The following is a 26,062-nucleotide window of genomic DNA, read 5'->3' as shown; positions in this document are numbered from 1 at the left end:
GTTGTCTTTCAGCGGAAACCACTCATGAGCGTCCAACCCAACCTGTCCAGGCTGCGCGGCTTCATCGACCAACTGGCCACCCTGCTCGACCAGCAGCCCGAGGAAACCGTGGTGCTGGAGCGCGGCGCCGAGCTGTTGCGGCAGTTGGTCAGCCACGACGACTGGCTGCCCGAAGCATTCGCCCAACCTGACCCACAACGCTACCAGCAGTACCTGCTGCACGCCGATTCGCGCCAGCGCTTTTCCATCGTCAGTTTCGTCTGGGGGCCGGGCCAGCAAACGCCGGTACACGACCACCGGGTCTGGGGCCTGATCGGCATGTTGCGCGGTGCCGAGCTGTCTCAAGGCTTTGCCATCGACGCCAGCGGCCTGCGCGCCGAGGGCCAAGCGGTGCGCCTGGAGCCGGGGCATGTCGAGGCGGTCTCACCGCGCATCGGCGACATCCACCAGGTCAGCAACGCCTTCGCCGACCGCACCTCGATCAGCATCCACGTCTACGGCGCCAACATCGGCGCTGTGAAGCGTGCCGTCTACCTGCAGGACGGCAGCGAGAAAACCTTCATTTCCGGCTATTCCAACAGTCTTCTTCCCAACCTCTGGGACCTGTCCAAAGAGAACCCCGCATGAGCCAGATTGCTACCCGTTCCTTCCATACCATCCGCCAGGCCCTGCTCGACAAGCAGGAAGTGGCCCTGATCGATGTACGTGAAGAAGCGCCTTTCGCCGAAGAGCACCCGCTGTTCGCCGCCAACATCCCGCTGTCCAAGCTGGAGTTGGAGGTCTACGCCCGCATCCCGCGTCGCGACACCGCCGTGACCGTCTATGACGATGGCGAAGGCCTCGCCCAGAAAGCCGGCAAGCGCCTGCTTGCCCTCGGCTACAGCGACGTGGCGCTGCTCGAAGGCGGCCTGGCCGGCTGGCGCACTGCTGGCGGCGAGCTGTTCCGCGACGTCAACGTGCCGAGCAAAGCCTTCGGTGAACTGGTGGAAAGCGTGCGCCACACGCCATCGCTGGCCGCAGAAGAAGTGAAAGCGCTGCTCGACGCCAAGACCGACGTGGTGGTGCTCGACGCGCGCCGCTTCGACGAATACCAGACCATGAGCATTCCTACCGGCATCAGCGTGCCGGGCGCCGAACTGGTACTGCGCGCACGCGAACTGGCGCCGAACCCGGCCACCCGCATCGTGGTCAACTGCGCCGGACGTACCCGCAGCATCATCGGCACCCAATCGCTGGTCAACGCCGGCATTCCCAACCCCGTGTCGGCCCTGCGCAATGGCACCATCGGCTGGACGCTGGCCGGCCAACAGCTGGAGCATGGCCAGGCCCGCCGCTTTGGCGAAGTCAGCGCGAACAACCATGAACAAGCGGCACAATCGGCCCGCGCCGTGGCGGACAAGGCCGGCGTGGGCCGCGCCAACCTGGAGGATCTGGCGCGCTGGCAAGCCGAAGCCGGACGCACCACCTACCTGTTCGATGTGCGCACTCCGGAAGAATACGAAGCCGGCCACCTGCCGGGCGCCCGTTCCACGCCGGGCGGGCAACTGGTGCAGGAAACCGATCATTTCGCCAGCGTGCGCGGCGCCCGCGTGGTGCTGGCCGATAGCGACGGTGTGCGCGCCAACATGAGCGCCTCCTGGCTGGCGCAGATGGGTTGGGACGTGCATGTGCTCGATGGCCTGCAGGACAGCGACTTCACTGCGCGCGGCGCCTGGCAGCCACCGCTGCCGGCCCTGCCCCAACCTGCCGCCATCGATGCCCCGACGCTGGCCACCTGGCAGGCCGAGGGCAATACCCTGGTGCTCGATTTCACCGCCAGCGCCAATCATGTCGCTCGGCATATCCCCGGCGCCTGGTGGGCGCTGCGTTCGCAACTGCCGCAAGCACTGGAGAAACTGCCGGTGGCCGAGCGCTACGTGCTGACCTGCGGCAGCAGCCTGCTGGCGCGTTTCGTGGTCAGCGAGCTGGAAGAGCTGACCGGCAAACCGGTGACGTTGCTTGAAGGCGGCACTGCAGCCTGGGTCGCTGCCGGCCTGCCGGTGGAAGCCGGTGACCAGCACCTGGCCGTGCCGCGCAGCGACCGCTATCGCCGCCCGTACGAGGGCACCGACAACCCGCGCGAGGCCATGCAGGGTTACCTGGACTGGGAGTTCGGCTTGGTCGAACAGCTTGGTCGCGACGGTACCCATCATTTCCGTGTGATCTGAGAAAGGGCGCGGCGGTTTCGTCGCGCATACCTGCGCACACTGGTGCTCCCTACTCCTACACCCCCACCACAACCGGCGATACACGCGGTGCGCACGGCGCACCCTACCGCCTCGTAGGAGCGGCTTCAGCCGCGAGCTTTTGAGTGGCTGAAGTAACGCCTATAGACCTCGCCATAATCGGCGATCCATGCGGTGTGCACAGCGCACCCTACCGCCCTGTAGGAGCGGCTTCAGCCGCGAGCCTTTTCGTGACTGAAGCAACGCCTGCAGATCCCGCCACAATCGGCGATACACGCGGTGCGCACGGCGCACCCTACCGCCTCGTAGGAGCGGCTTCAGCCGCGAGCTTTTGCGTGGCTGAAGCAACGCCTGCAGACCCCGTCATAATCGGCGAGCCATGCGGTGCGCACAGCGCACCCTACCGCCCCGTAGGAGCGGCTTCAGCCGCGAGCTTTTGCGTGGCTGAAGTAACGCCTGCAGACCCCGCCATAATCGGCGATCCATGCGGTGCGCACGGCGCACCCTACCGCCCTGTAGGAGCGGCTTCAGCCGCGAGCTTTTCGTGGCTGAAGCCACTCCTACAACCTCCACCACAATCGACGCGCCGCGTGGTGCGCAAGCTGCTGTTTGTCGGGCCATGGCCGCACAACGATAAATTCGTCCCATTATTGGTGCTCGCCTTCTTCGCTGCGGTTCTGCTGGCTGATCGGCTGCGCTAGCGTCGGGCTTCACTCATGCCACAAGCGCGCACAAGGAGGTTCCATGCCGACCAAGACGCTTTACGCTCTGCCGATACTCGCCAGCCTGATGCTGGCCGGTTGTGTCGGCAGTCCCATGGAGCGGGCCATTCCCAATATCCCCGGTCTGATGGCGAAGAACTCCTGGCCCGGCAAGCCTGCCTCAGAGGCCATCGCCCAGTATGGTGAACCGCACGTGATCAAGGATCTCGGCGACGGCCGCCAGCAGTATCTGTGGTTCGACAATTGGAATCGCAGCTGGGAAGAGCTTTCCTCCAGTTACATCGCGCCAGGGCCGGGCGGCTGGTACCGCTACAACGAATATTCAACGCGTACGCGTCATTACAGTTGCTCGGTGATGATGGACATCGATCAGAACAAGATCGTCCAGCGCTTCGACTACCACGACAATATCCGTGGTGCCTGTAGCAATTACTTCAGTCTGTGAGCCATGGGCACAGTGAATAGCCCGGCAGCGCCCAGATCCAGACGCGCAAAAAAAGAACGCCGAGTCGGCTAAGCCGGCTCGGCGTAAACGCAAACCCGTTGGTACAGGTTTACTACCGTGATCTACGGTGGGCAGCTGCGACACAAAAAGAGCCACCGGGTGGTCAATACCGATCAGCCATTCTGTAGGGGATTGCAGGATCACCTGCCGTGCGTCCCCTACGTAGTGATTGGCATCAGCCGGGTAAATCGGTTCAGAAAGCCGGCAGCACCGCACCTTCGTAACGTTTCTCGATGAAGGCCTTCACCTCCGGACTGGTCAGCGCAGCGGAGAGTTTCTTGATCGCCTCGCTGTCCTTGTTATCCGGGCGGGTCACCAGATAGTTGACGTATGGCGAGTCGCTGCCTTCGATCACCAACGCATCGCGCTTGGGATTGAGCTTGGCTTCCAGCGCGTAGTTGGTGTTGATCAGCGCCAGGTCGACCTGATTCAGCACGCGTGGCACGGTAGCCGCTTCCAGCTCACGGAACTTGAAGTTGCGTGGGTTATCGGCGATGTCGCGCGGCAGAGCCTGGGCGCTGTTGGGATCCTTGAGAGTTAGCAGGCCGGCCTTCTGCAGCAGGAGCAGCGCACGCCCGCTGGTGCTGACTTCGTTGGGGATGGCGATGGTGGCGCCATTGGGCAGTTCGTCGAGGGACTTGTACTTGGTCGAATAGGCGCCGAAGGGCTCGACGTGTACGCCCTGCACGATCACCAGCTCGGTACCGCGCTGCGCATTGAAAGTGTCCAGGTACGGCTTGGTCTGGAAGTAGTTGGCATCCAGATTCTTCTGGCTCACCTGCAGGTTGGGTTGAACGTAGTCGGTGAAGACCTTGATATCCAGATCCACGCCTTGCTTGGCCAGTTCTGGCTTGATCAGTTCGAGGATTTCGGCATGCGGCACCGGCGTGGCGGCGACGCTCAGCTTTTCGCCAGCGTGGGCCAGGGAGGCAGTCAGGGCAGCGGCCAGAGCGGTCAACAGCAGGGTCTTCTTCATGGTGTCCTTGTTCTCGGTCTGTGGCACCGGCTGGATCGACAGTCCGGCGCGTTTTGGCAGATGCCCGACGGATGTGGCGGGCTGAGCGCGACAGTACGAATAAATTTTTATTCCATAAAATAATTATTAATTATTTTCTTATATCCAAAATAATATTCCGCTTGCGCTTGTGAGCCCAGCCTTCTCCCACCTAGAGTCAATAGCCTTCGCCACCAGGAGGCTCCCATGCTCACCACCGCCCTCGCCCGCTTCCCCCGCCTGACGCTGGTTCCTCAGGCCACCGCCCTGCAACACCTGCCACGCCTGTCCCAGCATCTGGGCCGCGATATCTGGATAAAACGCGATGACCTGACTCCACTGGCACTCGGTGGCAACAAGGCGCGCAAACTGGAGTACCTCGCCGCCGATGCTCAGGCCAGGGGAGCCGACGTACTGGTCACCGCCGGGGCCATCCAGTCCAACCACGTGCGGCAGACCGCAGCGGTCGCCGCGCAATTGGGGCTGGGCTGCCTGGCCCTGCTGGAGAACCCCATCGACAGCCGCAGCGACGACTACCTGAGCAATGGCAATCGCCTGTTGCTCGACCTGTTCGGTGCCGAGGTGGAAAAGGTCGCCAGTCTGGACAACGCCGACCAGTTGTTGGAGGACGCCAGCCAACGCCTCAGCGCTGCCGGACGACGTCCCTACCTGGTGCCGATTGGCGGCTCCAATGCACTCGGCGCGCTCGGCTACGTGCGCGGTGGGCTGGAATTGGCCGAGCAGATCACCGCCAGCGGCCAGGACTTCGCCGCCGTGGTGCTGGCCTCCGGCAGCGCTGGCACTCACGCAGGCCTGGCGTTGGCGCTGGAAACGGCACGCCCCGGCACTCGGGTGATCGGCGTGACCGTTTCGCGCAGCGAAGCCGCGCAGCGCCCCAAGGTGGAAAGCCTGCTACAGCGCACGGCCGAGCTGCTTGGCGTAGACGTGCCACCCGGAGTCACACCAGAGCTATGGGACGCCTATTTCGCGCCACGCTACGGCGAGAGCAACGCTGCCGGCCTGGACGCCATTCGCCTGCTGGCGCGCCTGGAAGCGATTCTGCTCGACCCGGTCTACACTGCCAAAGCCTTCGCCGGCTTGCTCGATGGGCTTGAGCGAGGCGCCTTTCCTGGCAATGGGCCGCTGCTGTTCCTACACACGGGCGGCTCGCCTGCGCTCTTCGCCTACAAACAAAAGTGAATATTTGAATAATTTTTAATTATTTAGCGGCATAAGAATTTCCGCCTAGAGTGGCGCCACCTTCCCACTTGCATGAGGTCACCATGAAATTCTCCAACCTGCGTCGCCATTTTCTCTTCGGTAGCCTGGCCCTCATGCTGGGCGCCAGCCTCAGCGCGCCGAGCTTTGCCGCCGACCTGCTCGATGACATCAAGGCCCGTGGCGCCATCAAGGTCGGCCTCGAAGGCACCTACCCCCCCTTCAACTACCAGGATGAGAACGGCAAGCTGACCGGCTTCGAAGTCGAACTGGCCGAAGCGCTGGCCAAGGAGCTGGGGGTCAAGGCCGAGTTCCAGCCGACCAAGTGGGACGGCATCCTCGCCGCGCTGGAATCCAAGCGCCTGGACGTGGTGATCAATCAGGTAACCATCTCCGACGAGCGCAAGAAGAAATACGATTTTTCCACGCCCTACACCATCTCCGGCATCCAGGCGCTGACCCGCAAGGCTGACGGCGACAGCATCAAGAGCGCGCAGGATCTGGCCGGCAAGAAAGTCGGCGTGGGCCTCGGCACCAACTACGAACAGTGGCTCAAGGACAACGTACCGAAAGCCGACATCCGCACCTACGACGACGATCCGACCAAGTTTCAGGATCTCAACGTCGGTCGCATCGACGTGATTCTGGTGGATCGCCTGGCGGCGTTCGAGATGGTCGAGAAAACCGGTGGCCGCCTGGCCGTGGCCGGCGACGCCTTCTCCCGCCAGGAGGCCGGAATCGCGCTACGCAAGGGCAACCCTGAACTGCTCGCCGCCATCGACCAGGCGCTGGCAAAACTGAGTGCCGACGGCACCCTCAAGCAACTTTCCGAGAAATGGTTCAAGGCTGACGTCACCCGATGATCGAGTCCGCCCTGCAGCTGGCTCTGGAGTCTGCGCCTTTTCTCCTCAAGGGCGCCTACTACACCGTCGTACTCAGCCTGGGCGGCATGTTCTTCGGCCTGCTGCTGGGCTTCGGCCTGGCAGTTGGCCGTCTGTACGGGCCGGCGCCGCTGCGCTGGCTCACCCGCCTGTACGTGTCCTTCTTCCGCGGCACGCCACTGCTGGTGCAGCTGTTCCTGATCTACTACGGCCTGCCGCAACTGGGCATCCAGCTCGATCCGTTGCCGGCTGCGCTGATCGGTTTCTCGCTGAACATGGCCGCCTATACCTCCGAGATTCTCCGCGCCGCCATTGCCTCCATCGACCGTGGCCAGTGGGAAGCCGCCGCCAGCATCGGCATGAGCAAGACGCAGACGCTGTACCGGGCCATTCTCCCGCAGGCGGCGCGTACCGCCCTGCCGCCGCTGGGCAACAGCTTCATTTCGCTGGTCAAGGACACCGCCCTGGCCGCCACCATTCAGGTGCCGGAACTGTTCCGTCAGGCGCAGCTGATCACCGCGCGCACCTTCGAGATTTTCACCATGTACCTGGCGGCCGCGCTGATCTACTGGGCGCTGGCCAGCATCCTCGCGCACTTCCAGGCGCGCCTGGAGGCCAGGGTCAACCGGCACGAGCAGGACAACTGATGATTTCCGTGCGCAATCTGCGAAAAGCCTTCGGCAGCAACGAAGTGCTCAAGGGCATTGATCTGGACGTCGCCGCCGGGGAAGTGGTCGCCATCATCGGCCCCAGCGGCTCGGGCAAGACCACCCTGCTGCGCTGCCTCAACCTGCTGGAACAACCCAGCGGCGGGCAGATCACCATTGGCGATATCCATATCGACGCCGACCGGCCGCTGAAGAGTCAACAGAAACTGATTCGTCAGCTGCGCCAGCACGCCGGCTTCGTGTTTCAGAACTTCAACCTGTTCCCGCACCGCACCGCGCTGGAAAACGTTATCGAAGGCCCGATACAGGTGAAGAAGGAGCCGCGCGAACAGGCACTGGCCCACGCCTATGCCTTGCTCGCCAAGGTGGGTTTGAGCGGCAAGGAAGACGCCTATCCCAAACGCCTGTCCGGCGGTCAGCAGCAACGCGTAGCCATCGCCCGTGCCCTGGCCATGCGCCCGCAGGTGATCCTCTTCGACGAACCCACCTCGGCACTCGACCCGGAGCTGGTGGGTGAAGTGCTGACCACCATCCGCGACCTCGCCGAAGAAAAGCGCACCATGGTCATCGTCACCCATGAAATGGCTTTCGCCCGCGATGTGGCGGATCGGGCGATCTTCATCGACCAGGGACGCATCGTCGAACAGGGCCCGGCCAAGACGCTGTTCACCGCGCCCCAGCACGAACGCACGCGGCAGTTCCTCAGCAAGTTCCTGCTCGACCGCTCGCTTTAGGAAACTGTAGACCCGCGCCTTTCTCCGTAGCGCTGGCGATCTGCTCTCACGCAATGCACTGACGCAGCCCAGGGGATTGCATCGAGCTGTTGCGAGGGATGCAGGCTGAAGGAGAGCGGGAGCAAGCGAGATTCTGGCGCCGCTTGCGGCCGACTCTGTTGTGTATTCCAGTGATTGCGACCCGCGACACCATGCTCGCGGCTCCGCGGCGATGGCGCCGTTCGTCTGCCTGGCAATGCCTAAGGCACTCGCCGAAGGCTGACTGCAAGCATCAAAAAACCCGCCCGGCGTGCACCGGGCGGGTTTCGTTTTTACTGAAGAATCAGGCCAGTCGGCTTAGCCCTGCCACTTGCCACCTTCGACGATGATCGCGTTCGGGTCGGTATCTTCGGCCAGTTGCGGACGCACGTACTGGTCATACAGCTTGAGCAGGAACTGCTCCTCGCCCAGCTTGGCCAGCTCGGCATTGACCCAGTCGCGCAGCTCGAGGTTGCCCTTCTTCACCGCCGGAGCGATGGGGGCTTCGTCGCCGAGGGTGTCACCCAGCACGCGGTAGCCCGGGTTCTGCTTGGCCCAGCTGAACAGCACCAGGTTGTCCTGTGCATAGGCATCACCACGGCCGTTGGCCAGGGCCTGCAGCGACTCGGAGTTCTTCTCGAACTTGAGCAGTTTCCAGTCCGGGTGGTTCTGCGTCAGCCAGATGTCGGCCGTGGTGCCGCTGGTGACGATGATGGTCTTGTCGGCCAGGTCGTCAAGCTTCTCGATGCCACTGTCGTCACGCACGATGGCCTGCACGGCGACACGCAGGTTGGGGTTGGTGAAGTCCACCGCCTCGGCGCGCTCCGGGGTGACGGTCATGTTGGCCAGGATCAGGTCGACCTTGTCGCTTTGCAGGAACGGAATGCGGCTGGCCGGCTCGACCACCACGAACTCCACCTTCTTCTCGTCGCCGAGCAGATCCTTGGCGAAGCGCTTGGCGATATCGGTATCGAAGCCGACGTACTCGCCCTGCTCGTTGACGAAGCCGAACGGTGGCTTGTCGCTGAACACGCCGACGATCAGCTTGTCGCGCTCCTTGATCTTGTCCAGATAGCCCTTCGGCGCCGGTGCCTCAGCGGCCGGGGCCGTCTCGGCAGCAGCCTGCTTGGGGGGCTCGTTGTTGCCACAGCCGGCGAGAATGCCGGCCGCGAGCATGGGGAACAGCATGGCAGATTTGAAGTTCATCGCTTACTTCCTTCTAGGCAGGTTTTCCACGTGGGAGAACTTCTCCAGAAACTGCTGCGCGCGTGCGGTTTGCGGGTTGCTGAAAAAAGTTTCGGGGTCGTTCTGTTCGGCGATCACACCGCCGTCCATGAACAGGATTCGGTCGGCCACCGCGCGGGCGAAGGCCATCTCATGGGTGACGATCAACAGGGTCATGCCGCCGCGTGCAAGATCCAGGATCACTTCCAGCACTTCCTTGACCATCTCCGGGTCGAGCGCCGCGGTGACCTCGTCGAACAGCATCACCTCGGGGTTCATGCACAACGCGCGGACGATGGCGATGCGTTGCTGCTGGCCGCCGGACAGCTCGCGCGGGTAGGCGTTGCGTTTGTCCAGCAGGCCGACCCGTTCGAGCAGCGCCTCGGCATGCGCCAGGGCCTCACCGAAGGCGCGCTTCTGCACCTTGAGCGGGCCGAGCAGGATGTTCTCCAACACTGTCTTGTGCGGAAACAGGTGGTAGCTCTGGAACACCATGCCGACCTCCTGCCGCACCTCGCGCCAGTCGGTATCGGCGTTCAACTCCTTGCCATCGAAACGCAGGCTGCCGCCCTGCCCGCTTTCCAGGCCGTTGAGGCAGCGCAACAGGGTGCTCTTGCCGCAGCCGCTGGGGCCGAGGATGACCACCACTTCGCCGCGCTCGACCTGCAGGTCGACTTCGCGCAATACCGGGGTATCGCCGAAACGCTTGCTGAAACCGGAGAGTTCGATAAGGGCGCTCATGCGTGACTCCAGCGCCGTTCCAGCACGCGTGAGGCGGCGGACAGCGGATAGCAGAGGAAAAAGAAGAACAGGAACAGGAAGCCGTAGATCAGCACCGACTCGTAGGTGCGCTCGATGATCTGCTGGCCCACCTTGATCACGTCGACCACGCCGATCAGCACCGCCAGCGAACTGGTCTTGATGATTCGCGTGTAGACGTTGATGGTCGGTGGCGTGATGCGCTTGAGCACCTGCGGCAACAGCACTTCGTGATACAGCTGCAGCGTGCCCAGGCCGATGGCCAGGCCAGCCTCACGCTGGCCGCGTGGCAACGAGCGCAAACCGCCACGCACCACCTCACCGACCTCGCTGGCCCCCCACAGGCTGAGCACCAGCACCGCGCACCAGAAGCTCGGCACGCTGATGCCGGCGAAGATCGGCAGGCCGAAGAAGAACAGGTACAGCCAGACCAGCACCGGAATGGCGCGGAACAGTTCCAGGTAAACCCGCAGCGGCACCTCCACCCAGCGCTTGCCGAGGCTGCGCAGCACACCATAGAGCACACCACCCAGGGTGCTGAAGGCGATCGCCGAGGCGGAAATGCTCAGGGTTTCCCAAGCGCCCTTGGCCAGTTGCGGCGCGGACAGCCAAAGCAGCTCAAGACCCGAACTGGCCATGTTGCAGCCTCCGTTCCAGGTACGCGAGCAGCAACGAAAGTGGCAGGAACAGCAGCACGCACAGTGCGGTCATCACTGCCAGCATCTCGTAGGTCTTGTAGTACATGGCGATGTAGTTCTTGGTGGTGTAGAGAATCTCCGGCACCGCCACCGCCGACACCACCGTGGTCTCCTTGAGCAGAAAGATGAAGTTGGCGAACAGCGCCGGCAGGCTGAGGATGCCGGCCTGCGGCAGGATGACGTGGCGCAGCAGTTGCCAGCGCGACAGGCCGATGGACAGCCCCGATTCGATCTGCGCCTTGGGCACCGCCTCGACGCCCGCGCGCAGCACCTCGGTCAGATAAGCCCCGCCGAGAAAGGTCATGGCGATGATCGCCGAGCTGAAGCCGGAAATACGGATGCCCACACTGGGCAGCGCGAAGTAGATGAAGAACAGCTGGATCAGCAGCGGCGTGTTGCGCGCCACCTCCACATACAGGCCGACCAGACGCTGCAGCACTGGCACGCGCAACACCAGGATCGAGGCATTGACCAGCGCCACCAGCAACGAGGTGGCAATGGCGATGGCACCGACCTGCAGGGTCACCAGCACCGCCCTGCCGAACGCTGGCAGGGTCGACAGCACGAAGTTCCAGTCGAAGTTCATCGCGGCAGCCTGTCACCCGGTTGCAGCAGCGGTACGTCCACTTGCACGGTATCCGGGTACTTGATGCCGGCACCGGTGTTGAGGATCACCACCCGTTCACCGGGCCTTATCCAGCCCCCTTCGCGCAGTTTGCGCGCGGCGGCATAGAGCGCAGCGCCCTCGGGGCAGACGAAGGCACCTTCCAGCTCGGCCACCTTGCGCTGCTCGACCAGCAGTTCGGCATCGTCGACCGCGATGGCATAGCCCTCGCTCTCGTACAGCGCTTCCAGCACCAGGAAATCCCCCAGTGCCTTGGGTACGTTGATGCCGAAGGCGATGGTGCTCGAATCGGCCCAGAACTCGGATGCGGCGGCGCGGGCCTCCCAGGCTTTGACGATGGGTGCGCAGCCGCTGGCCTGCACCGCGACCAGACGCGGCAATGGCTTGTCCGCCGCGATCCAGCCCAGCTCGCGCAGTTCCTTGAACGCCTTGTGGATGCCGATCAGACCGACGCCACCGCCGGTGGGATAGAGAATCACATCGGGCAACTGCCAGCCGAACTGCTCGGCGATCTCCAGGCCCATGGTCTTCTTGCCTTCGATGCGGTACGGCTCCTTGAGCGTCGAGGCGTCATACAGGCCGCCCTCGGCCACCGCCTGGGCGACCTGCTTGCCGGCATCGCTGATCAGGCCATCGACCAGATACAGGTTGGCCCCGGAAATGGCCGTTTCGTTACGGGTGATCAGCGGCGCGTCCTGCGGCATCACCACCGTGGCTTCGATCCCGGCACGCGCGGCGTACAGCGACCAGGCCGCGCCGGCATTGCCGTTGGTGGGCATGGCCAGGGCCTTGACGCCCAGCTCCTTGGCCTTGGACACGCCCACAGCGGCGCCACGCGCCTTGAACGAGCCGGTGGGGATGATGCCCTCGTCCTTCAGCCACAGGTCATCGATGCCCAGGTCACGGCCGATGCGTGGAGTGCAGAACAGCGGCGTCAGCCCCTCACCAAGGCTGACCACATTGCTCGGATCGAGCACCGGCAGCAGCTCGTGGTAACGCCACAGGCTGGCCTCACGGCCAATCAGGTCGGCGGGTTTCCAGTGCTGCTTGAGCGCCTGCAGGTCATAGGCGACCAGCAGCGGCGCACCGACTGCACTGAGTTGCTGGATACGGTCGGCGTCGTAGTGCTCGAGTGTTTTCGGGCAGTACAGGTGAGACAGATAGCTGTATGGCATTGCATTCACCGTTCGGCCACCGCTGGGTAAGCCGTGGTTAGGGTAAAAGCCACACCTACGGATAGCAGGAGTGGCCGGATGTTGCCGTGGCTGCGTAGGGTGCGCACAGCGCACCCTAGGGTTCTTAGCTCCCCGGATTGGCGTAAGCCTCTTCGAAGAAGTAGTCCTTCCAGGACGCGGCCTTGTTCTTCAGCACACCCAATTCATGCAACTTCTCGGCATAGATGAAGGTGCGTTGCGGCGATACGGTGAAGTCGTTCTCCGGGTCCTCGACGATCTTCTTCACGAAGTCCAGCGGCAGCTTGGAGTTCTCCACGCGGATGTAGATTTCGGCAGCCGCGGCCTTGTCGGCCTTGATGATCTGCTCGGCTTCCACCAGCGCGTCGTAGAACGCCTTGTAGGTCTTGGGGTTCTCGTCGTGGAATTTCTCGGTGGCGTAGAGCACGTTAAACGTGGCCTGACCGCCGAGGATGTCGTAGCTGCTGATCAGCTTGTGCACCTTGGGGTTCTCCAGCGCCTGGTACTGGAACGGCGGGCTGGAGAAATGCGCGGTGATTTCCGAACCACCCTTGATCAGCGCCGCGGTGGCATCCGGGTGCGGCAGGCTGACGGAGATCTTGTCGAAACGCTGGAAGTCGTCGTTGCCATAGCGTTTGGCCGTCTCGATCTGCAGGGTGCGCGACTGGAAGCCGACGCCTGCAGCCGGCACGGCGATGCGATCCTTCTCGCCGAGGTCATCGAGGCTCTTCACCTCCTCGCGATTGCTCAGCAGGTAGTTGGGCAGCGAGCCCAGCGCGGCCACGGCCTTGACGTTCTGCCGGCCATGGGTGCGATCCCACACGGTGAGCATCGGCGGCACACCGGCCGAGACCACGTCGATGGCACCGGCCAAGAGCGCCTCGTTCATCGCCGTGGCGCCGGAGATGGTGCGCCATTCGACTTCGATCTTGTCCAGGCCCTGGGCCTTGGCGTGTTTCTCGATCAGTTGCTGATCCTTGACCACGTGCAGCACCAGGTAACCGATACCGAACTGCTGAGCGATGCTGATCTGGCCTTCGGCCTGGGCGGCCAGCGGAGTTGCCAGGGCGCCAAGCAGGCCCAGTGCTGCAGCCAGTCGGCCGAATTTGAAGGTATTGGTCATCGTGTAGTTCTCGTTATGTGAGTTCAATTGTGTTGTGAAGACAGCATGTAGGGTGGGCCGGACGGCGATCCGCTTCAGGCTTGTAGGGTGGGCTTCAGCCCACCAACGGTGCGTCCAATTGGTGGGCTAAAACGGATCGCCGCCCGGCCTACCCTACGGAGTGATAAATCTCTTTCAACGCTGCATCCCCCAGCGTTTGACGGTCACGCGTTCGATGCTGGCGAAGATCAGGTTTTCCACCAGCAGACCGATCAGGATCACCGCCACCAACCCGGCGAAGACCTTGTCGGTGTACAGCTCGTTGCGGTTCTGGAAGATGTACCAGCCCAGACCGCCCTTGCCGCTGGACGCACCGAACACCAGCTCGGCGGCGATCAGCGTGCGCCAGGCGAAAGCCCAGCCGATCTTCAGCCCGGAAAGGATCGACGGCAGCGCCGCCGGAATCAGAATGAACAACACGAAGCGCAATCCCTTGAGGCCATAGTTGCGCCCGGCCATGCGCTGGGTCTCGGAAACGCCGAGAAATCCGGCATAGGTATTCAGGGCCAGCGCCCAGAGCACCGAGTGCACCAGCACGAAGATCAGGCTGTTCTCGCCCAGGCCGAACCACAGCAGCGACAGGGGCAACAGGGCGATGGCCGGCAGCGGGTTGAACATCGAGGTCAGCGTCGACAGCAGGTCACGGCCGAGCTGGGTCGAGACCGCCAGGCTGGTGAGCAGAAAGGCCAGGAAGATGCCGATCAGGTAGCCCTTGATCAGTACCGACAGCGAGATCGCCACCTTCCCCAGCAGCTCGCCGGTGCCGATGCCCTCGGCGAAGGCCTTGGCCGTCTGCAGGAAGCTGGGTAACAGCAGGTCGTTGGCCTGGTAGCGGGCAGCCGCCTCCCAGATCAGCGCCAGGACAATCAGGATCAGCGACTTGCGCAGCCAGCCCTGCTGCCACAGGCGCTGCACCAGGGGCAACTCACGCTCGACCTTGAGATCAGGCAGCGGCTGCAGGGTAATTTCGTATTCCTCACGCCGTGCGGGGGAAAGACTCATGGGATCACTCTCCTCAGTAGGCGATACGGATGTCTTGGAAGCCCAGCTCGGCGGCCTTGCCACCCTCGCCGTCCTCGTCGAACAACAAGCGGTGGATACGCTGCGCGGTCTGCTGGAAGGCCACGCCACCGAGGCTGTGCAGGTCGAACTGGTGGCTGTTGATCTCCGCACGGACACGCCCCGGATGCGGCGACAGCAGCAGGATGCGATTGCCGACGATCAGCGCCTCCTCGATGGAGTGGGTGACGAACAGCAGGGTGAAACGCACCTCCTCCCACAGCTCCAGCAGCTCCTCCTGCATCTTGCGTCGGGTCAGTGCGTCGAGGGCGGCGAAGGGTTCGTCCATCAACAGGATCTTCGGCTGCATGGCCAGCGCGCGGGCAATCGCCACACGGGCCTTCATACCGCCGGACAGGGTGTGCGGGTAGGCATCGGCGAAAGCGGCCAGGCCGACCTTCTCCAGGTAATACAGGGCGCGTTCTTCGGCTTCCTTGCGGCCCAGGGTGCGTGAGGCCAACAGCGGGAACATGACGTTCTGCTTCACCGTCTTCCACGGCGGCAACTGGTCGAACTCCTGAAACACCACGATGCGATCCGGGCCAGGTTCGCGTACTTCGGCGCCATCGAGGCGGATGCTGCCGCCGACCGGCTCGATGAAGCCGGCCACGGCCTTGAGCAAGGTGGACTTACCGCACCCCGAAGGGCCAAGCAGCACGAAACGATCGGCGCGATCCACCTCGAAGCTGACTTCGTGGGTGGCGCGCACTACGCGCTGTGGGGTGCGGTATTCGAGGCTGACGTTCTCCACCTGTAACAGGGTGTCGAGCGTGCCTGCGCTTGATGTGCTGGCCGTGTGGCCTTGCAGAGAGGCATTCATGGTTTATCAGCTTCCCTGACCGATGGCGGCGTCTTCGAAGAAGTAGTCCTGCCAGCTGGCCGGTTTGTTCTTGATGGCACCGACGCGTTGCAGGAACTCCGCCAGAGGGTAGGTATTGGTGGGGGTGACGCTGAACTGGAACTGCTCGTTGTCGATGATCTTCAACAACTCTTCGCGGCTGATCTTGGCGCCGGTGACGCGGATATAGGTGTCGGCTGCCGCGCCCTTGTCGTTCTGGGCGAACTGGGCTGCCTCGGCCAGCGCGGCGACGAAAGCCTTGTAGGTCTTGGGGTTGTCGTTGCGGAATTTCTCGGTGGCATACAGCACGGTCGGCGAGTTCGGGCCGAGCAGCTCGTAGGTATCGAGCACCACGTGCACGTTGGGGTTCTCCAGGGCCTGGTTCTGGAACGGCGGGTTGGAGAAATGCCCGGTCAACTCGGTACCGCCGGACAACAGCGAGGCGGTGGCATCCGGGTGCGGCAGCGCCACGGTGTACTTGTCGAGGCGGTCGAACTCCTTGTCGCCCCACTGTTTGGCGGCGGCGTACTGGAGGAAACGTGACTGCACTGAAACGCCCACCGCCGGTACAGCGATGCGATCCTTCTCGGTGAAGTCGGCGATGGTCTTGACCTTGGGATTGTTGCTCAGCAGGTAGTACGGGAAGTTGCCCAGCGAAGCCACGCCCTTGACGTTCTGCTTGCCGTGGGTGCGATCCCAGACGGTGAGCAACGGGCCAATGCCGGCACCGGCGATGTTGATGGCACCGGAGAGCAGCGCATCGTTGATCGCCGCGCCGCCAGAGAGCTGCTGCCAGTCGACCTTGATATCCAGGCCATCGGCCTTGCCGTGTTTCTCGATCAACTGCTGATCACGTACCACGTTGAGCAACAGGTAGACGATGCCGAACTGCTCGGCGATGCGAATCTGCCCCTCGGCATGGGCGGCCTGAGGCGCCGCCAGCGAGCCGGCCAGCAGGCTCAGAGAAAGCCCGATACCGCTGGCCAACCGGCCAAAACGCGGAATGAAGGAAAAACGTTTGCCTAGAGACATGATGTGACTCCATTCGGATGCAAGCGGAAAAGGGAAATAACGGTGTTGCGGTCTTTCAGAACGGCACGTCGCCCTGGATGGTCGTACGGTGCATGCGTCGGCGCAGGTGGCTGGGGCAACCGGTGGCCAGGTGGATCAGCGCACGGTTGTCCCAGAACACCATGTCGTGTGGTTGCCACTGGTGGCGGTAGATGAACTCGGGTTTGGCGCTGTGGGCGTAGAGTTCGGCGAGAATCTGCCGGCTTTCATCCTCGGGAATATCGAGAATGTGGGTGGTGAAGTTCTCGTTGACGAACAGGCCCTTGCGCCCAGTTTCCGGGTGAGTGCGTACCACCGGATGAACGACCGACTTGACCTCGGCCAGTTGCGCCTCGGTCAGGGTCGGGCGACGAACGCCAGCGAATACCTCATCGGCATAGCGGGCGGTGTAGGAATGCGCAGCGCGCTTGCCTTCGATCACCTGGCGCAATTCGGCTGGCAGGGTTTCATAGGCCAGTTGCTGGCTGGCGAACAGCGTATCGCCGCCCTCCTCCGGTAGCTCCTGGGCCAGCAGCATGGAGCCGAGGCTGGGCAACTCCTTGTAGGACAGATCCGAGTGCCAGAACTTGCCGGCATCACCCAGGCCGATCGGCTGACCGTTCTCGACGATGTTGGAGATGATGAAGATTTCCGGGTGGCCTTCCAGCAGGAACTGCTTGAGTACATGGATCTGCAGCGGGCCGAAACGGCGGCTGAAGGCGATCTGCTGCTCGGGGGTGATGCGCTGGTCACGGAACACCAGCAAGGCATGATCGAGGTGGGCGCGATGGACACGGGCGAAGTCTTCATCGCCAAGCGGCTGGGTCAGATCCAGACCGATGATCTCAGCGCCAACGGGCGCATCGAAGGGGCGAACCTCGAATGACTGTGCCGACGCCGCGATGGTGGTATGGGCTACTGCCGACATAGAAAACTCCATGCAAAGGCGCCAATCGGCGCATCACTTTGACCGGCCGAGGGTTCGGCCATGTGTTCAGTGCGGCGCGCCGATTGGTCGGCAGGTACGCATGGAATTGAACTTTATAGATATAAGAAAATTAATTTAAATACTGATTAGTCATATTCATATGACCCATCAGCGACTCGCGCCATGACTCCAGCGCGCATACAACGCACGCGCCGCAGCATCGAGCAAGAAGCCCAGCACACCGATCAGCAGCACCATGGCCATCAGTTCCGAATAGGCCAGGCGATCACGGGTATCGAGGATGTAGTAGCCCAGCCCGGCGCTGACGCCGAGCATTTCGCAGGGCACCAGCACGATCCACAGGATGCCGATGGCCAGGCGCACGCCGGTCAGCACATGGCCGAGCACGCCGGGCACGATCACCCGGCGCAGGGTTTCCCAGCGCGTCGCACTGAGGCTGCGCGCCAGTTGCAGCCAGCGGCCGTCGAGCTGCCTCACGCCAGCGGCGGTGTTGAGCAGGATCGGCCACACGGCGGCGAAGGCCAGCAGAAAGTAGATCGGCTGGTCGCCGACGCCCATCACCATCACGGCAATCGGCATCCACGACAGCGGCGAGATCATCCGCAGGAACTGGAACGCCGGTGTGGTCGCCCATTCCAGGTTGCGCCAACTGCCCACCAGCAACCCCAGCGGCACGCCGACCAGCAGCGCCAGGCCAAGGCCGATGAAGATGCGCTTGAGGCTGACCAGCACATGCTCGAACAGCTCCGGCCGCTGCAGCAGCTCGACCAGACTGGCCAGCGTGGCCTGGGGCGTGAACAACGCCACCAGGCCTTCGCCGCTGCTGAACGCCGCCAACAGCAGCCACCAGAGGAGGAACAGACCAAGCAGCCCGGCCAGGCCGAGCCCCCAGCTCTTCAGCGAAGTGCTCACACCGCGATCTCCTCGACGCGTTCGAAGCGGTCCGGCGCACCGAAGGCCTTGAGCCCGCCAACCGCTTCGATGGCGGTGCGCACGAAGCGATCATCGACCAGATCACGTGCCGTGGCCGATGGGTCGAGATCGGCGAGGAAGCGGCTGTTGCCTTCGATCAGGGTGTTCTTCAGGCGCTTGACCAGTTCCTCGGTGTAGCTGGGAAAGGGATACGGCTGGAAGTCGATACGCTTGTCGGCCCAGTCGCCATGCTGGATCGCGCCGCTGGCCAGGTAGGCGTCACGTTCGCTGGCAGCCGGCGCCAGCACCCGGCCGAGCACGTCCGGTGCATGGGGCGTGTAGCGATTGGCACCGTCCTTGGACAGCAGTTGAGCCGCTTCCGCGCGGTTGTCGCGCGTCCACAGTTGCGCCTTGACGATGGCGTTGACCACCTTCTGCGACCACTCGGGGCGGTTGTTCAGGTCGTGCTCGTGCATGAACACCACGCAGCAGGCGTGGTTGCGCCACACGTCGCCGGTAAAACGCTGGATGCGCCCGACCTTGAGATTCTCGGCCAGGGCATTGAACGGCTCGGCGACGATGTAGCCGGCGATGCGTTTGCTGGCCAGGGCCGGCGGCATGTCCGAGGGTGGCAGCACCACCAGGTTGACCTCGTTGGCGGCGATGCTGGCGTTGGCCGCCTTGCTCACCGGGGTCAGGCCGCTGTCGCGCAGCAACTGCTGCACCACCACGTTGTGGATCGAGTACCAGAACGGAATGGCGATGGACTGCCCGCCGAGCTGCTTCACATCCTCGATGCCCGGCGCCACGGTCAGGCCCGAACCACCGACGTGGTTCCACGCCACCACCTTGGCTGGCACCTTGCTGCCGTAGCGCGCCCACACGGTCATCGGCGACAGCAGGTGGATGACGTTGACCTGGCCGGAGATAAAGGCCTCGATCACCTGCGCCCAGCTGCGCAGCAGCACCGGACGTTCGGACTTGATGCCTTCGGCCTCGAACAGGCCGTTGTTGTGGGCCACCAGCAGTGGCGTGGCATCGGTGATCGGCAGGTAGCCAATACGCACCGGCGCGTCCGGCTCGCTGGCAGCGCGCGCCTGCAGGCTGGTAAGTAATGGGAAAGCGCCAGCTGCGGTCAGCAGGCTGGTGAGTTTGATGAAATCACGACGAGTATGAGTGGGATCGTCCAGGCACATGGCAGGGCTCCAGCGGTTCGATTGAATGTCCGTTGTTGCGGCTCGCCCGCCGTAGGGTTTTGAGGATATCGACGCGCAGGGCGCCCAGCTCATCGACCAGATCAGCGCGAGGCTGCGGCAGGTCGATGTGCCACTGGTCGAGCGTGTGCGCTGGGGTGCCACCCAGTAGCAGGATACGGTCGGACAGCAACAGCGCTTCATCGATGTCATGGGTGATCAGCACGGCGGCGGTCTGCCGCTCGCGGATCAGGTTCAGCAATAACTGTTGCATGTCGGCGCGGGTCACTTCGTCCAGCGCGCCAAAGGGTTCATCGAGCAGTAGGACATGCGGCTCGCGGGCCAGACAGCGGGCCAGCGCGGTGCGCTGGGCCATGCCGCCGGAGAGTTCGCTGGGGTAGCGTTCGCGGGCGTGCTTCAGATCCACGGCGACAATCGCCTGGTCGATCAGCACCTGACGCTGCGCCCCCGTGCGACTCGGCTGACGGGCGAAGTCCAGGCCGAAGCCGACGTTCTGCTCCAGGCTCAGCCAAGGCAGCAACGACGGATCCTGAAAGGCCACCGCCACTCGCGGGTGTGGGCCGTTCAGCACCTCGCCAAATAGCTCCACCCTGCCCTGTTGCGCCGTCTGCAAGCCGGCCAGCACACGCAGCAGACTGGACTTGCCCACCCCGCTGGGGCCAAGAATGCTGACCAGCTCACCGGCACGCAGCTCCAGCTGGAAGCCTTCCAGCACGCTGCGCTGGGCGTAGCCCAGGCTGATGTCACGCGCCTGCAGGACGTTCATGCCGCCAGCTCGCCGTGCTTGCGCAGCTCACTGCGCAGCTGCACCAGGCTCGGCGTGACCACCGGCACGAAGGCCGACTCGCGCAGGCGTCGGGCAAAACCGCTGCCATGCGCCTGCAAGTAAGCCTTGCCGCCGCTGGCTTGCAACTCCAGCTGTACTGCCTCGGCCGCCACCTGGGCCAGGCCGATACGGATCTTGAACAGCGGCACCGGGCCGGCTGCAAAATGGCCGTGTTTCAAACCGTCGCGCAGTGCGCGCTCAAGCCCTTTGAGTTCGTCGTTGAGTGTCTGCCATTCGCCTTCAAGCACCGAGCGACCGTCGCCCAGACGCGCCTTGGCTTCCGCCAGGGCGCGCCGGGCCAGACCGATCGACAGTCCGCACTGCAAGCCGAGGAAAGCCGGACGCACACGCGGCAGGTAACTGCGCGCATCAGCGGCGATCAGCCACTCACGGCCGAGTGCTGCACCGTCGATACGGATCGCTGCGGTGTTGCTCGACTGCAGGCCGAGCAGTTGCAGATCGTCACTGCGCACCAGCCCTGGCAGATCATTCGGCAGCGCCGCCACGAAAGGCTGCGCGCCCGGCAGGTCGATGGCAGCGGCCACGGTGAAACCGCTCTTGCGCAGGTTGGTCACCCAGGGCAGTTGGCCGTCCAGTCGCCAGCCATCGCCCCGCGCCTGGGCCACCACGCCCAGTTGCTCGATACCGGAAAGAAACTTCATGGCGTTGGACAGGCCGGTGGCGCCCGCCTTGCGCCCACTGAGCAGATCACCCAGCAGGCGTTCGCGCAGACCGACGTTATCGCTCTGCAGCAGGTACTCGATAAAGGCGCGCTGGCCCCAGAAGACGAACGCGGCGGTCAGCGAGTGGCTGGCGACCTGGGCGATGGCTTCAACGCCATCGGTCACGTCACCGCCCACGCCGCCAAGCTGCGGGGCAACGCCATGGCGCAGCACATCGGCCGCTGCCAGCTGGCTGAGCAAGGTTTCTCCGTCGAGCAGGCCACGGTCGAGTGCATCGGCCTGAGTGTCCAGCCATTGCCGCAATGAGTGATCGAGCATGCTGTCGGTCTCCTTCAACAAAAACGGGGCTCAGGCTTCAGCCTGTTCCCAGCTATAACGCGCAAGCTCAGGATTGAGCGGCGTATGGGCAAAGCTGTTGGCGAAGTTGCACAGGGTTGCCAGGCTTACGCCGAGAATCACTTCGAGCGCCTGCCCCTCTTCGAAACCGGCATCCTTGAACGCCTGGTACTCGGCATCGCTGACGTTGCCACGGGTGGCAATCACTGCACGGGTGAACGCGGCCAAGGCTTCATAACGGGCATTGGGCAACTCCCCTCGGGCGCGCAGCGCTTCGATTACCTCGGCCGGCAACTTGGCCTTGTTCTGTGCCACCGCTGTGTGGCCGGCAACGCAGAAACTGCAACCGTGGGTGGTGGCGGCGATCAGCTGGATCACCTCGCGCTCGGCCAGGCCGAGGCTGGCCTTGCCATTGAGTGCGGAGACGGTGACGTAGGTTTCCAGCGCTGCCGGCGCATTGGCCAGCACAGCCAGCAGATTGGGAATGAAACCCGAGTTGTTGAGGGCGTTCTGCAGGAAAGGACGGGCTTCTTGCGGGGCCGATTCAAGAGTCTGTAGGGTGACGCGAGACATGGTTCATCTCCTAACCAAGAGGTGTGGCACTATTGTCTTGGTTATAAAAATCGTGAGCCATATTCTAAAGTCGCGTTCACTTGCTCCTGAGTCTTTCCATTAGATGAATTCTTCCACTGCCCCTTTTGAATGGTTATTAGACAGCCTGGAACTGGACGCCAGCCTGTTCCATGTCGGCCGTTACTGCGGCAGTTGGCAAGCCAGCACTCATGGCCTGGCGCGCGCCAGTTTCCATTTGCTGGTTCAGGGCGAGTGCTGGCTGCACCTGCATGAACGCGAACAAAGCATCGCCCTGCACAGCGGCGACGCCGTGTTCCTGCTGCGCGACCTGCCCTATCGGCTGTCAGACGCGGCCTCGCCCGAACAGGCGCAGTGCAACCCGCGCATTGCCATGCAAACGCTCGACACGCATGCACGCGATGGCGTGAGCCTGGTCTGTGGTTTCTTTCATTTCCGTCCGGGGTTGAGCAGCCTGATCATCGACGCCCTGCCCGATCACCTGATCCTGCGCGCCGGTGATCCAGGCTCTAGTGCCGCACGGCGGCTGTTCGAACTGATCATGGTGGAATGCTCACGTAGCGAAGGCCCGGCCGGCGCCCTGCTGGAGCGTCTCAGCCACCTGTTGTTTCTCTACGTGCTACGCGAACAGAGCCAGGCCGTGGCCGACCTCGGCGGCCTGCTGGGCCTGGCCCGCCACCCGCAATTCGCCGCGCTGCTCGAACGCCTGATCGCCCAGCCAGAGCAGCCCTGGCCACTGGAACAGATGGCCGAATTGACCGGCCTGTCGCGCTCGGCGTTCTGCAAACGTTTCCAGGAGCTGGCCGGCACCTCACCCGGCCACGTACTGCTGAGCCTGCGCATGCGCCAGGCCTGCCGCCTGCTGCAACAAGGCCAACCGGTCGCCGAGGCAGCCGATGCCTGTGGCTACCAGTCGGTAGCCGCCTTTACACGGGCATTCAGCAAAGTGGTCGGGGTGTTGCCAGGCGCGTATCGGAAGCAGTTTGGGTGAGCGACGGCGCACATCAATAGCCTTAAGGTTGGGACGATCCGATATCCAGAAGCATGCAATGGCATCGGGAACATCCCCAGAAAGCCGGGGAAGCGACGGCCCCTGAGGGCTCGCCATTGATCAGTTGATTGCAATCGCCGGTTACAGCGTCGAGATGGTACCGCCGTCGATGCGGTGCTCGGATCCCGCAATCGAGGCCGCCCGTGGGGACGCGAGGAAGACGATCAGATCGGCCACCTCCTGAGGTTTGGCCGGCCTACCCAGAGGGATTCCGCCTATCGCCTCCATGACGATTCGTTTGCCGCCTTCGTAGTCGGTTCCCGCTTGTTCAGCCAGCCGCTCTGCAAACCTTACGGACGCCTCGGTCTCTATCCATCCTGGCGCGACGCTCAGCACACGAACCCCTTTAGGCGTTACCTCTCTCGCAAGGGACTTGCTGTAGGTGGTGAGCGCTGCCTTGGCGGCGGCGTAGGCGGTAGTGGACTCGGGCAGGGGCATCATGCGCTGGATCGAACTCACATGGATGATGACACCCGAGCCCTGCGCCAGCATGGATGGTAGCAGCGCGCGATCCAGGCGCACGGCAGGCATCAGGTTCAAGTTCAGCTCTGCCAGCCAATGCTCATCACTGAGGACGGCAAAGCCACCACCTGGAGCGCTTGATCCACCGACCACGTTTATCACGATATCGACACCGCCCCAGCTCTCGAGGACAGCCTGCGCGAGGTGAGCAACACCCTGTGCCGTCGTCAGATCGGCACCGATATAGGTGACGCCTTCCACAGGTGGTACTGACACGTTGCGCGCCGATATCGCCACCCGGGCGCCAGCCTCCACGAGGGTCTGCACGACAGCAGCACCAAGCCCCATCGTGCCGCCGGTGACCACAGCGCGCAGGCCATTGAGTTGCAGGTCGAAGCTCATGCCGTGATCTCCAGTGATGCGATCAGGCCGCGTTCAAGACGAAAGCGGTACGACAGAACGATCGGGCTGCCTGGGAAGTTGCCGCTGACGTTGGCGCGGACGAGCTGCAATCCGTCCTCTTGCTCAATGGCAAAGGGCACGCTCGTCGCGCTGTACTTGGCCGACGCCTCGGCCATAAAGGCCTTGATGGCGTTGATACCCGTGTAGGTGTGACCGTCGTCCTTCATCACGGCTTGCGCCGTGAAGCAATGCACCAGGGCTTCAGGGTTGTGTTCGGCGGCGAAGTACGCAGCGATGGGCTCGGGCAGGGTCAAGCTAGGCATGTTGTCGGCTCCATAGGGTCGGTGACAGCCCTAGGATGCGTATCGGACAGAATTAACTGAATCGCCTAGAATCAGCATTAGTTATGTAGAGAAAAATGCACAATGCGCGGATCCGAATTTGCTGAGCTAAAAGCCTTCGTGGCCATCGTCGAGCGCCAAAGCTTCGCCCGCGCGGCAGAGCATCTGGGTCTCTCACCCTCCGCGCTCAGCCAGACCATTCGGCAACTCGAAACTCGCCTTGGCACACGCCTGCTCAATCGCACCACCCGCAGCGTCGCGCCCTCGACCAGTGGCGAACAGCTCTACAACCGCATTGCCCCCTTGTTTCGAGAGATGGCTGTTGCCGTCGCTGAAGCCAGTGAGGCGACAGGACAAATAAGCGGAACGTTGCGCATCAATACGCCAGGGATCGCCGCCAGAACCCTCATCGCCCCCCGGCTGGCACGCTTCCACCAGGCATACCCTGATGTGCTGCTCGACATCGTGGTCGACGATGCACTGGCCGATATCGTGCTTGGCCGTTTTGATGCGGGCATCCGTATGGGTGGCCGGCTTGAGAAGGACATGGTGGCCGTCCGCCTCACCCCGGATCTGAACATGGTCGCCGTGGCATCTCCGGACTACCTCGCACATCGAGGCACACCCCAGTCACCTGCCGAGTTGCAGGATCATGCCTGCATCAACTGGCGACTGCAGATGGACGGCAGACCTTATCGCTGGGAATTTCAGGAGCGAGGGCAGCCCCTGGAAGTGGCAGTCGACGGCCCCGTCGTCACCAATCACCCCGACATCGGCATCGCTGCCGCTCTACAAGGGCTCGGCATTGCCTATCATTTCGAGAGAGAAGCCGTGGGTGAGCTTCTGGCCCAGGGACGACTGATCCAGGTCCTTGCTGACTGGTCGATCTCGCGTCCAGGGCTGTTCCTCTATTACCCGAACAGGCAACACCGGCCAGCCGCCCTGGGGGCCTTCATCGACTGTCTATTGGATCGCAACCTGTTCGATCAGCCCTGTTCCGAGTCCCATCGATGATAAGCGCAAGGCAAAGGGCGCGGCGGTAGCTTTTGAGCGCTTGTTTTTACTGTCAAAACCGTAACGCGGCCGAACTGAAATCTCCTGACCATCGGCTGCTGTTGTCCGATAGCAGCCGGTAACGACAGGAAGCTACCGGCCAGAAGCGAACGGTCTAGCTTATAAATAAATTCGTCCCTTTATCCTTATGTCCTAATTTCCGCGCACCGCAATCTATCGCAAGCATACGGTGAATACCTACTTGTTAACGCCCTGCCAGGTGCTGATATCAGCTTGACATACGCAAAACCTAGTCTATTACTCAATATATCCAGCTATCCAGAGCGATCCAGTTATTCAAGGAAGAATTTCAGGTGAAACCCTTGCGCATGTTACTTATCTCTATGCTTTGCGCCCTAGACGGATGCACAGTTATCAATATCTATGATAAAGGCATAAAAGTTAGTCGTTACGCTGGGCTCCCAATTTATTTATTAGAACCAAGTAATGGAGCTGTATACTTTGATATCACTGGCATTGGGTTAATTACCAGCCCTGGCGGGGCATCTCTTGGATATGTCCAACAAGTATATGCGCAAATTCCATCTGGTACGTGTTCGGTTGTCATTTTTACAAATAATCACACTCAGTCTGATGAGCTGGTTTCTTATCTAGAAAAATCTAACATCAACCCCGATAAAATCTGCCTGACACATAGCAGGAACTGAT

General features: G+C 62.7%; 28 protein-coding genes. 10 read left to right on the top strand and 18 right to left on the bottom strand.

The genetic code is table 11. The features are described from left to right. The first annotated feature begins 24 nt into the window (after window positions 1-24). From HS968_RS11480 to HS968_RS11470, 3 genes are all read left to right on the top strand, one after another. Entirely contained in the window at window positions 25-627 is a 603-nt protein-coding gene (locus HS968_RS11480) for a cysteine dioxygenase family protein (RefSeq protein ID WP_182371339.1), read from the top strand. Then, window positions 624-2,207 carry a rhodanese-related sulfurtransferase gene (locus HS968_RS11475; RefSeq protein WP_182371338.1) on the top strand — a complete coding sequence of 528 codons (1,584 nt, stop codon included), beginning with the start codon at window positions 624-626 and terminating at the stop codon, window positions 2,205-2,207. The genes HS968_RS11480 and HS968_RS11475 overlap by 4 nt, the downstream gene beginning before the upstream one ends. Before the next feature lie 762 nt (window positions 2,208-2,969). Then, entirely contained in the window at window positions 2,970-3,392 is a 423-nt protein-coding gene (locus tag HS968_RS11470) for a hypothetical protein (RefSeq protein ID WP_119691005.1), read from the top strand. Window positions 3,393-3,645: 253 nt separating this feature from the next. On the opposite strand, the gene HS968_RS11465 is transcribed toward HS968_RS11470, so the two are convergent. Further along, complete coding sequence (locus HS968_RS11465; RefSeq protein WP_182371337.1) at window positions 3,646-4,428, bottom strand: MetQ/NlpA family ABC transporter substrate-binding protein; 783 nt, start codon at window positions 4,426-4,428, stop codon at window positions 3,646-3,648. A 225-nt stretch (window positions 4,429-4,653) separates the two neighbouring features. Here HS968_RS11465 and HS968_RS11460 point away from each other — a divergent pair, with 225 nt between their 5' ends. The 4 genes from HS968_RS11460 (at window position 4,654) to tcyN (ending at window position 7,947) form a co-directional block, all read left to right on the top strand. Further along, on the top strand, window positions 4,654-5,646 hold the full coding sequence (locus tag HS968_RS11460) for a D-cysteine desulfhydrase (RefSeq protein WP_182371336.1): 993 nt from the start codon (window positions 4,654-4,656) through the stop codon (window positions 5,644-5,646). 83 nt (window positions 5,647-5,729) lie between these two features. Continuing rightward, window positions 5,730-6,527, top strand: coding sequence for a cystine ABC transporter substrate-binding protein (gene tcyJ / locus HS968_RS11455; protein ID WP_182371335.1), 798 nt, complete (start codon window positions 5,730-5,732; stop codon window positions 6,525-6,527). Beyond that, window positions 6,524-7,192 carry a cystine ABC transporter permease gene (gene tcyL, locus HS968_RS11450; protein ID WP_106742089.1) on the top strand — a complete coding sequence of 223 codons (669 nt, stop codon included), beginning with the start codon at window positions 6,524-6,526 and terminating at the stop codon, window positions 7,190-7,192. Before tcyJ ends, tcyL begins: the two co-directional genes overlap by 4 nt. Further along, complete coding sequence (gene tcyN / locus HS968_RS11445; RefSeq protein ID WP_182371334.1) at window positions 7,192-7,947, top strand: L-cystine ABC transporter ATP-binding protein TcyN; 756 nt, start codon at window positions 7,192-7,194, stop codon at window positions 7,945-7,947. The genes tcyL and tcyN overlap by 1 nt, the downstream gene beginning before the upstream one ends. Before the next feature lie 336 nt (window positions 7,948-8,283). On the opposite strand, the gene HS968_RS11440 is transcribed toward tcyN, so the two are convergent. The 15 genes from HS968_RS11440 to HS968_RS11370 form a co-directional block, all read right to left on the bottom strand. Then, entirely contained in the window at window positions 8,284-9,171 is an 888-nt protein-coding gene (locus HS968_RS11440) for a transporter substrate-binding domain-containing protein (protein ID WP_182371333.1), read from the bottom strand. 3 nt (window positions 9,172-9,174) lie between these two features. Beyond that, complete coding sequence (locus HS968_RS11435; RefSeq protein WP_182371332.1) at window positions 9,175-9,930, bottom strand: amino acid ABC transporter ATP-binding protein; 756 nt, start codon at window positions 9,928-9,930, stop codon at window positions 9,175-9,177. Beyond that, window positions 9,927-10,586 (bottom strand): amino acid ABC transporter permease, encoded by a 660-nt coding sequence (locus HS968_RS11430; RefSeq protein WP_182371331.1) that lies wholly within the window; start codon window positions 10,584-10,586, stop codon window positions 9,927-9,929. The genes HS968_RS11435 and HS968_RS11430 overlap by 4 nt, the downstream gene beginning before the upstream one ends. Then, window positions 10,567-11,232 (bottom strand): amino acid ABC transporter permease, encoded by a 666-nt coding sequence (locus tag HS968_RS11425; RefSeq protein ID WP_182371330.1) that lies wholly within the window; start codon window positions 11,230-11,232, stop codon window positions 10,567-10,569. Before HS968_RS11425 ends, HS968_RS11430 begins: the two co-directional genes overlap by 20 nt. Next, window positions 11,229-12,446: a threonine synthase gene (locus HS968_RS11420; protein WP_182371329.1), complete on the bottom strand. Its 1,218-nt coding sequence runs from the start codon at window positions 12,444-12,446 to the stop codon at window positions 11,229-11,231. The genes HS968_RS11425 and HS968_RS11420 overlap by 4 nt, the downstream gene beginning before the upstream one ends. Before the next feature lie 124 nt (window positions 12,447-12,570). Beyond that, entirely contained in the window at window positions 12,571-13,587 is a 1,017-nt protein-coding gene (locus HS968_RS11415; protein ID WP_182371328.1) for an ABC transporter substrate-binding protein, read from the bottom strand. A 174-nt stretch (window positions 13,588-13,761) separates the two neighbouring features. Next, window positions 13,762-14,628 (bottom strand): ABC transporter permease, encoded by an 867-nt coding sequence (locus tag HS968_RS11410; protein WP_182371327.1) that lies wholly within the window; start codon window positions 14,626-14,628, stop codon window positions 13,762-13,764. 13 nt (window positions 14,629-14,641) lie between these two features. Further along, complete coding sequence (locus HS968_RS11405) at window positions 14,642-15,505, bottom strand: ABC transporter ATP-binding protein (RefSeq protein ID WP_182371326.1); 864 nt, start codon at window positions 15,503-15,505, stop codon at window positions 14,642-14,644. A 6-nt stretch (window positions 15,506-15,511) separates the two neighbouring features. Beyond that, on the bottom strand, window positions 15,512-16,555 hold the full coding sequence (locus HS968_RS11400; protein ID WP_182371325.1) for an ABC transporter substrate-binding protein: 1,044 nt from the start codon (window positions 16,553-16,555) through the stop codon (window positions 15,512-15,514). A gap of 55 nt (window positions 16,556-16,610) precedes the next feature. After that, window positions 16,611-17,501, bottom strand: coding sequence for a TauD/TfdA dioxygenase family protein (locus tag HS968_RS11395; RefSeq protein ID WP_182371324.1), 891 nt, complete (start codon window positions 17,499-17,501; stop codon window positions 16,611-16,613). A gap of 168 nt (window positions 17,502-17,669) precedes the next feature. Next, window positions 17,670-18,434, bottom strand: a complete 765-nt coding sequence (locus HS968_RS11390) for an ABC transporter permease (RefSeq protein ID WP_182371323.1) — start codon at window positions 18,432-18,434, stop codon at window positions 17,670-17,672. Next, window positions 18,431-19,630 (bottom strand): ABC transporter substrate-binding protein, encoded by a 1,200-nt coding sequence (locus HS968_RS11385; protein ID WP_182371322.1) that lies wholly within the window; start codon window positions 19,628-19,630, stop codon window positions 18,431-18,433. The genes HS968_RS11390 and HS968_RS11385 overlap by 4 nt, the downstream gene beginning before the upstream one ends. Further along, window positions 19,596-20,414, bottom strand: a complete 819-nt coding sequence (locus HS968_RS11380; protein ID WP_182371321.1) for an ABC transporter ATP-binding protein — start codon at window positions 20,412-20,414, stop codon at window positions 19,596-19,598. The genes HS968_RS11385 and HS968_RS11380 overlap by 35 nt, the downstream gene beginning before the upstream one ends. Continuing rightward, window positions 20,411-21,475, bottom strand: coding sequence for an acyl-CoA dehydrogenase family protein (locus HS968_RS11375; RefSeq protein WP_182371320.1), 1,065 nt, complete (start codon window positions 21,473-21,475; stop codon window positions 20,411-20,413). Before HS968_RS11375 ends, HS968_RS11380 begins: the two co-directional genes overlap by 4 nt. 30 nt (window positions 21,476-21,505) lie before the next feature. Continuing rightward, window positions 21,506-22,066 carry a carboxymuconolactone decarboxylase family protein gene (locus HS968_RS11370; RefSeq protein WP_182371319.1) on the bottom strand — a complete coding sequence of 187 codons (561 nt, stop codon included), beginning with the start codon at window positions 22,064-22,066 and terminating at the stop codon, window positions 21,506-21,508. Window positions 22,067-22,169: 103 nt separating this feature from the next. Between HS968_RS11370 and HS968_RS11365 the strand changes: the two genes are divergently transcribed. After that, on the top strand, window positions 22,170-23,075 hold the full coding sequence (locus HS968_RS11365) for an AraC family transcriptional regulator (RefSeq protein ID WP_182371318.1): 906 nt from the start codon (window positions 22,170-22,172) through the stop codon (window positions 23,073-23,075). 141 nt (window positions 23,076-23,216) lie between these two features. Here HS968_RS11365 and HS968_RS11360 read toward each other — a convergent pair whose 3' ends face one another. Further along, entirely contained in the window at window positions 23,217-23,999 is a 783-nt protein-coding gene (locus HS968_RS11360; protein ID WP_182371317.1) for an SDR family oxidoreductase, read from the bottom strand. Next, on the bottom strand, window positions 23,996-24,322 hold the full coding sequence (locus tag HS968_RS11355; protein ID WP_182371316.1) for a nuclear transport factor 2 family protein: 327 nt from the start codon (window positions 24,320-24,322) through the stop codon (window positions 23,996-23,998). Before HS968_RS11355 ends, HS968_RS11360 begins: the two co-directional genes overlap by 4 nt. Before the next feature lie 102 nt (window positions 24,323-24,424). Here HS968_RS11355 and HS968_RS11350 point away from each other — a divergent pair, with 102 nt between their 5' ends. Together HS968_RS11350 and HS968_RS11345 are read left to right on the top strand one after the other, a co-directional pair. Continuing rightward, a complete protein-coding gene (locus HS968_RS11350; RefSeq protein ID WP_182371315.1) occupies window positions 24,425-25,354 on the top strand; it encodes a LysR family transcriptional regulator in 930 nt (309 codons plus the stop codon). Between the two features lie 353 nt (window positions 25,355-25,707). Then, entirely contained in the window at window positions 25,708-26,061 is a 354-nt protein-coding gene (locus HS968_RS11345; protein WP_182371314.1) for a hypothetical protein, read from the top strand. Window position 26,062: the final 1 nt, after the last annotated feature.

This window comes from Pseudomonas berkeleyensis (genome assembly GCF_014109765.1).
GTDB lineage: Bacteria > Pseudomonadota > Gammaproteobacteria > Pseudomonadales > Pseudomonadaceae > Aquipseudomonas > Aquipseudomonas berkeleyensis.
This window is presented reverse-complemented; position numbering and strand designations above follow the sequence as displayed.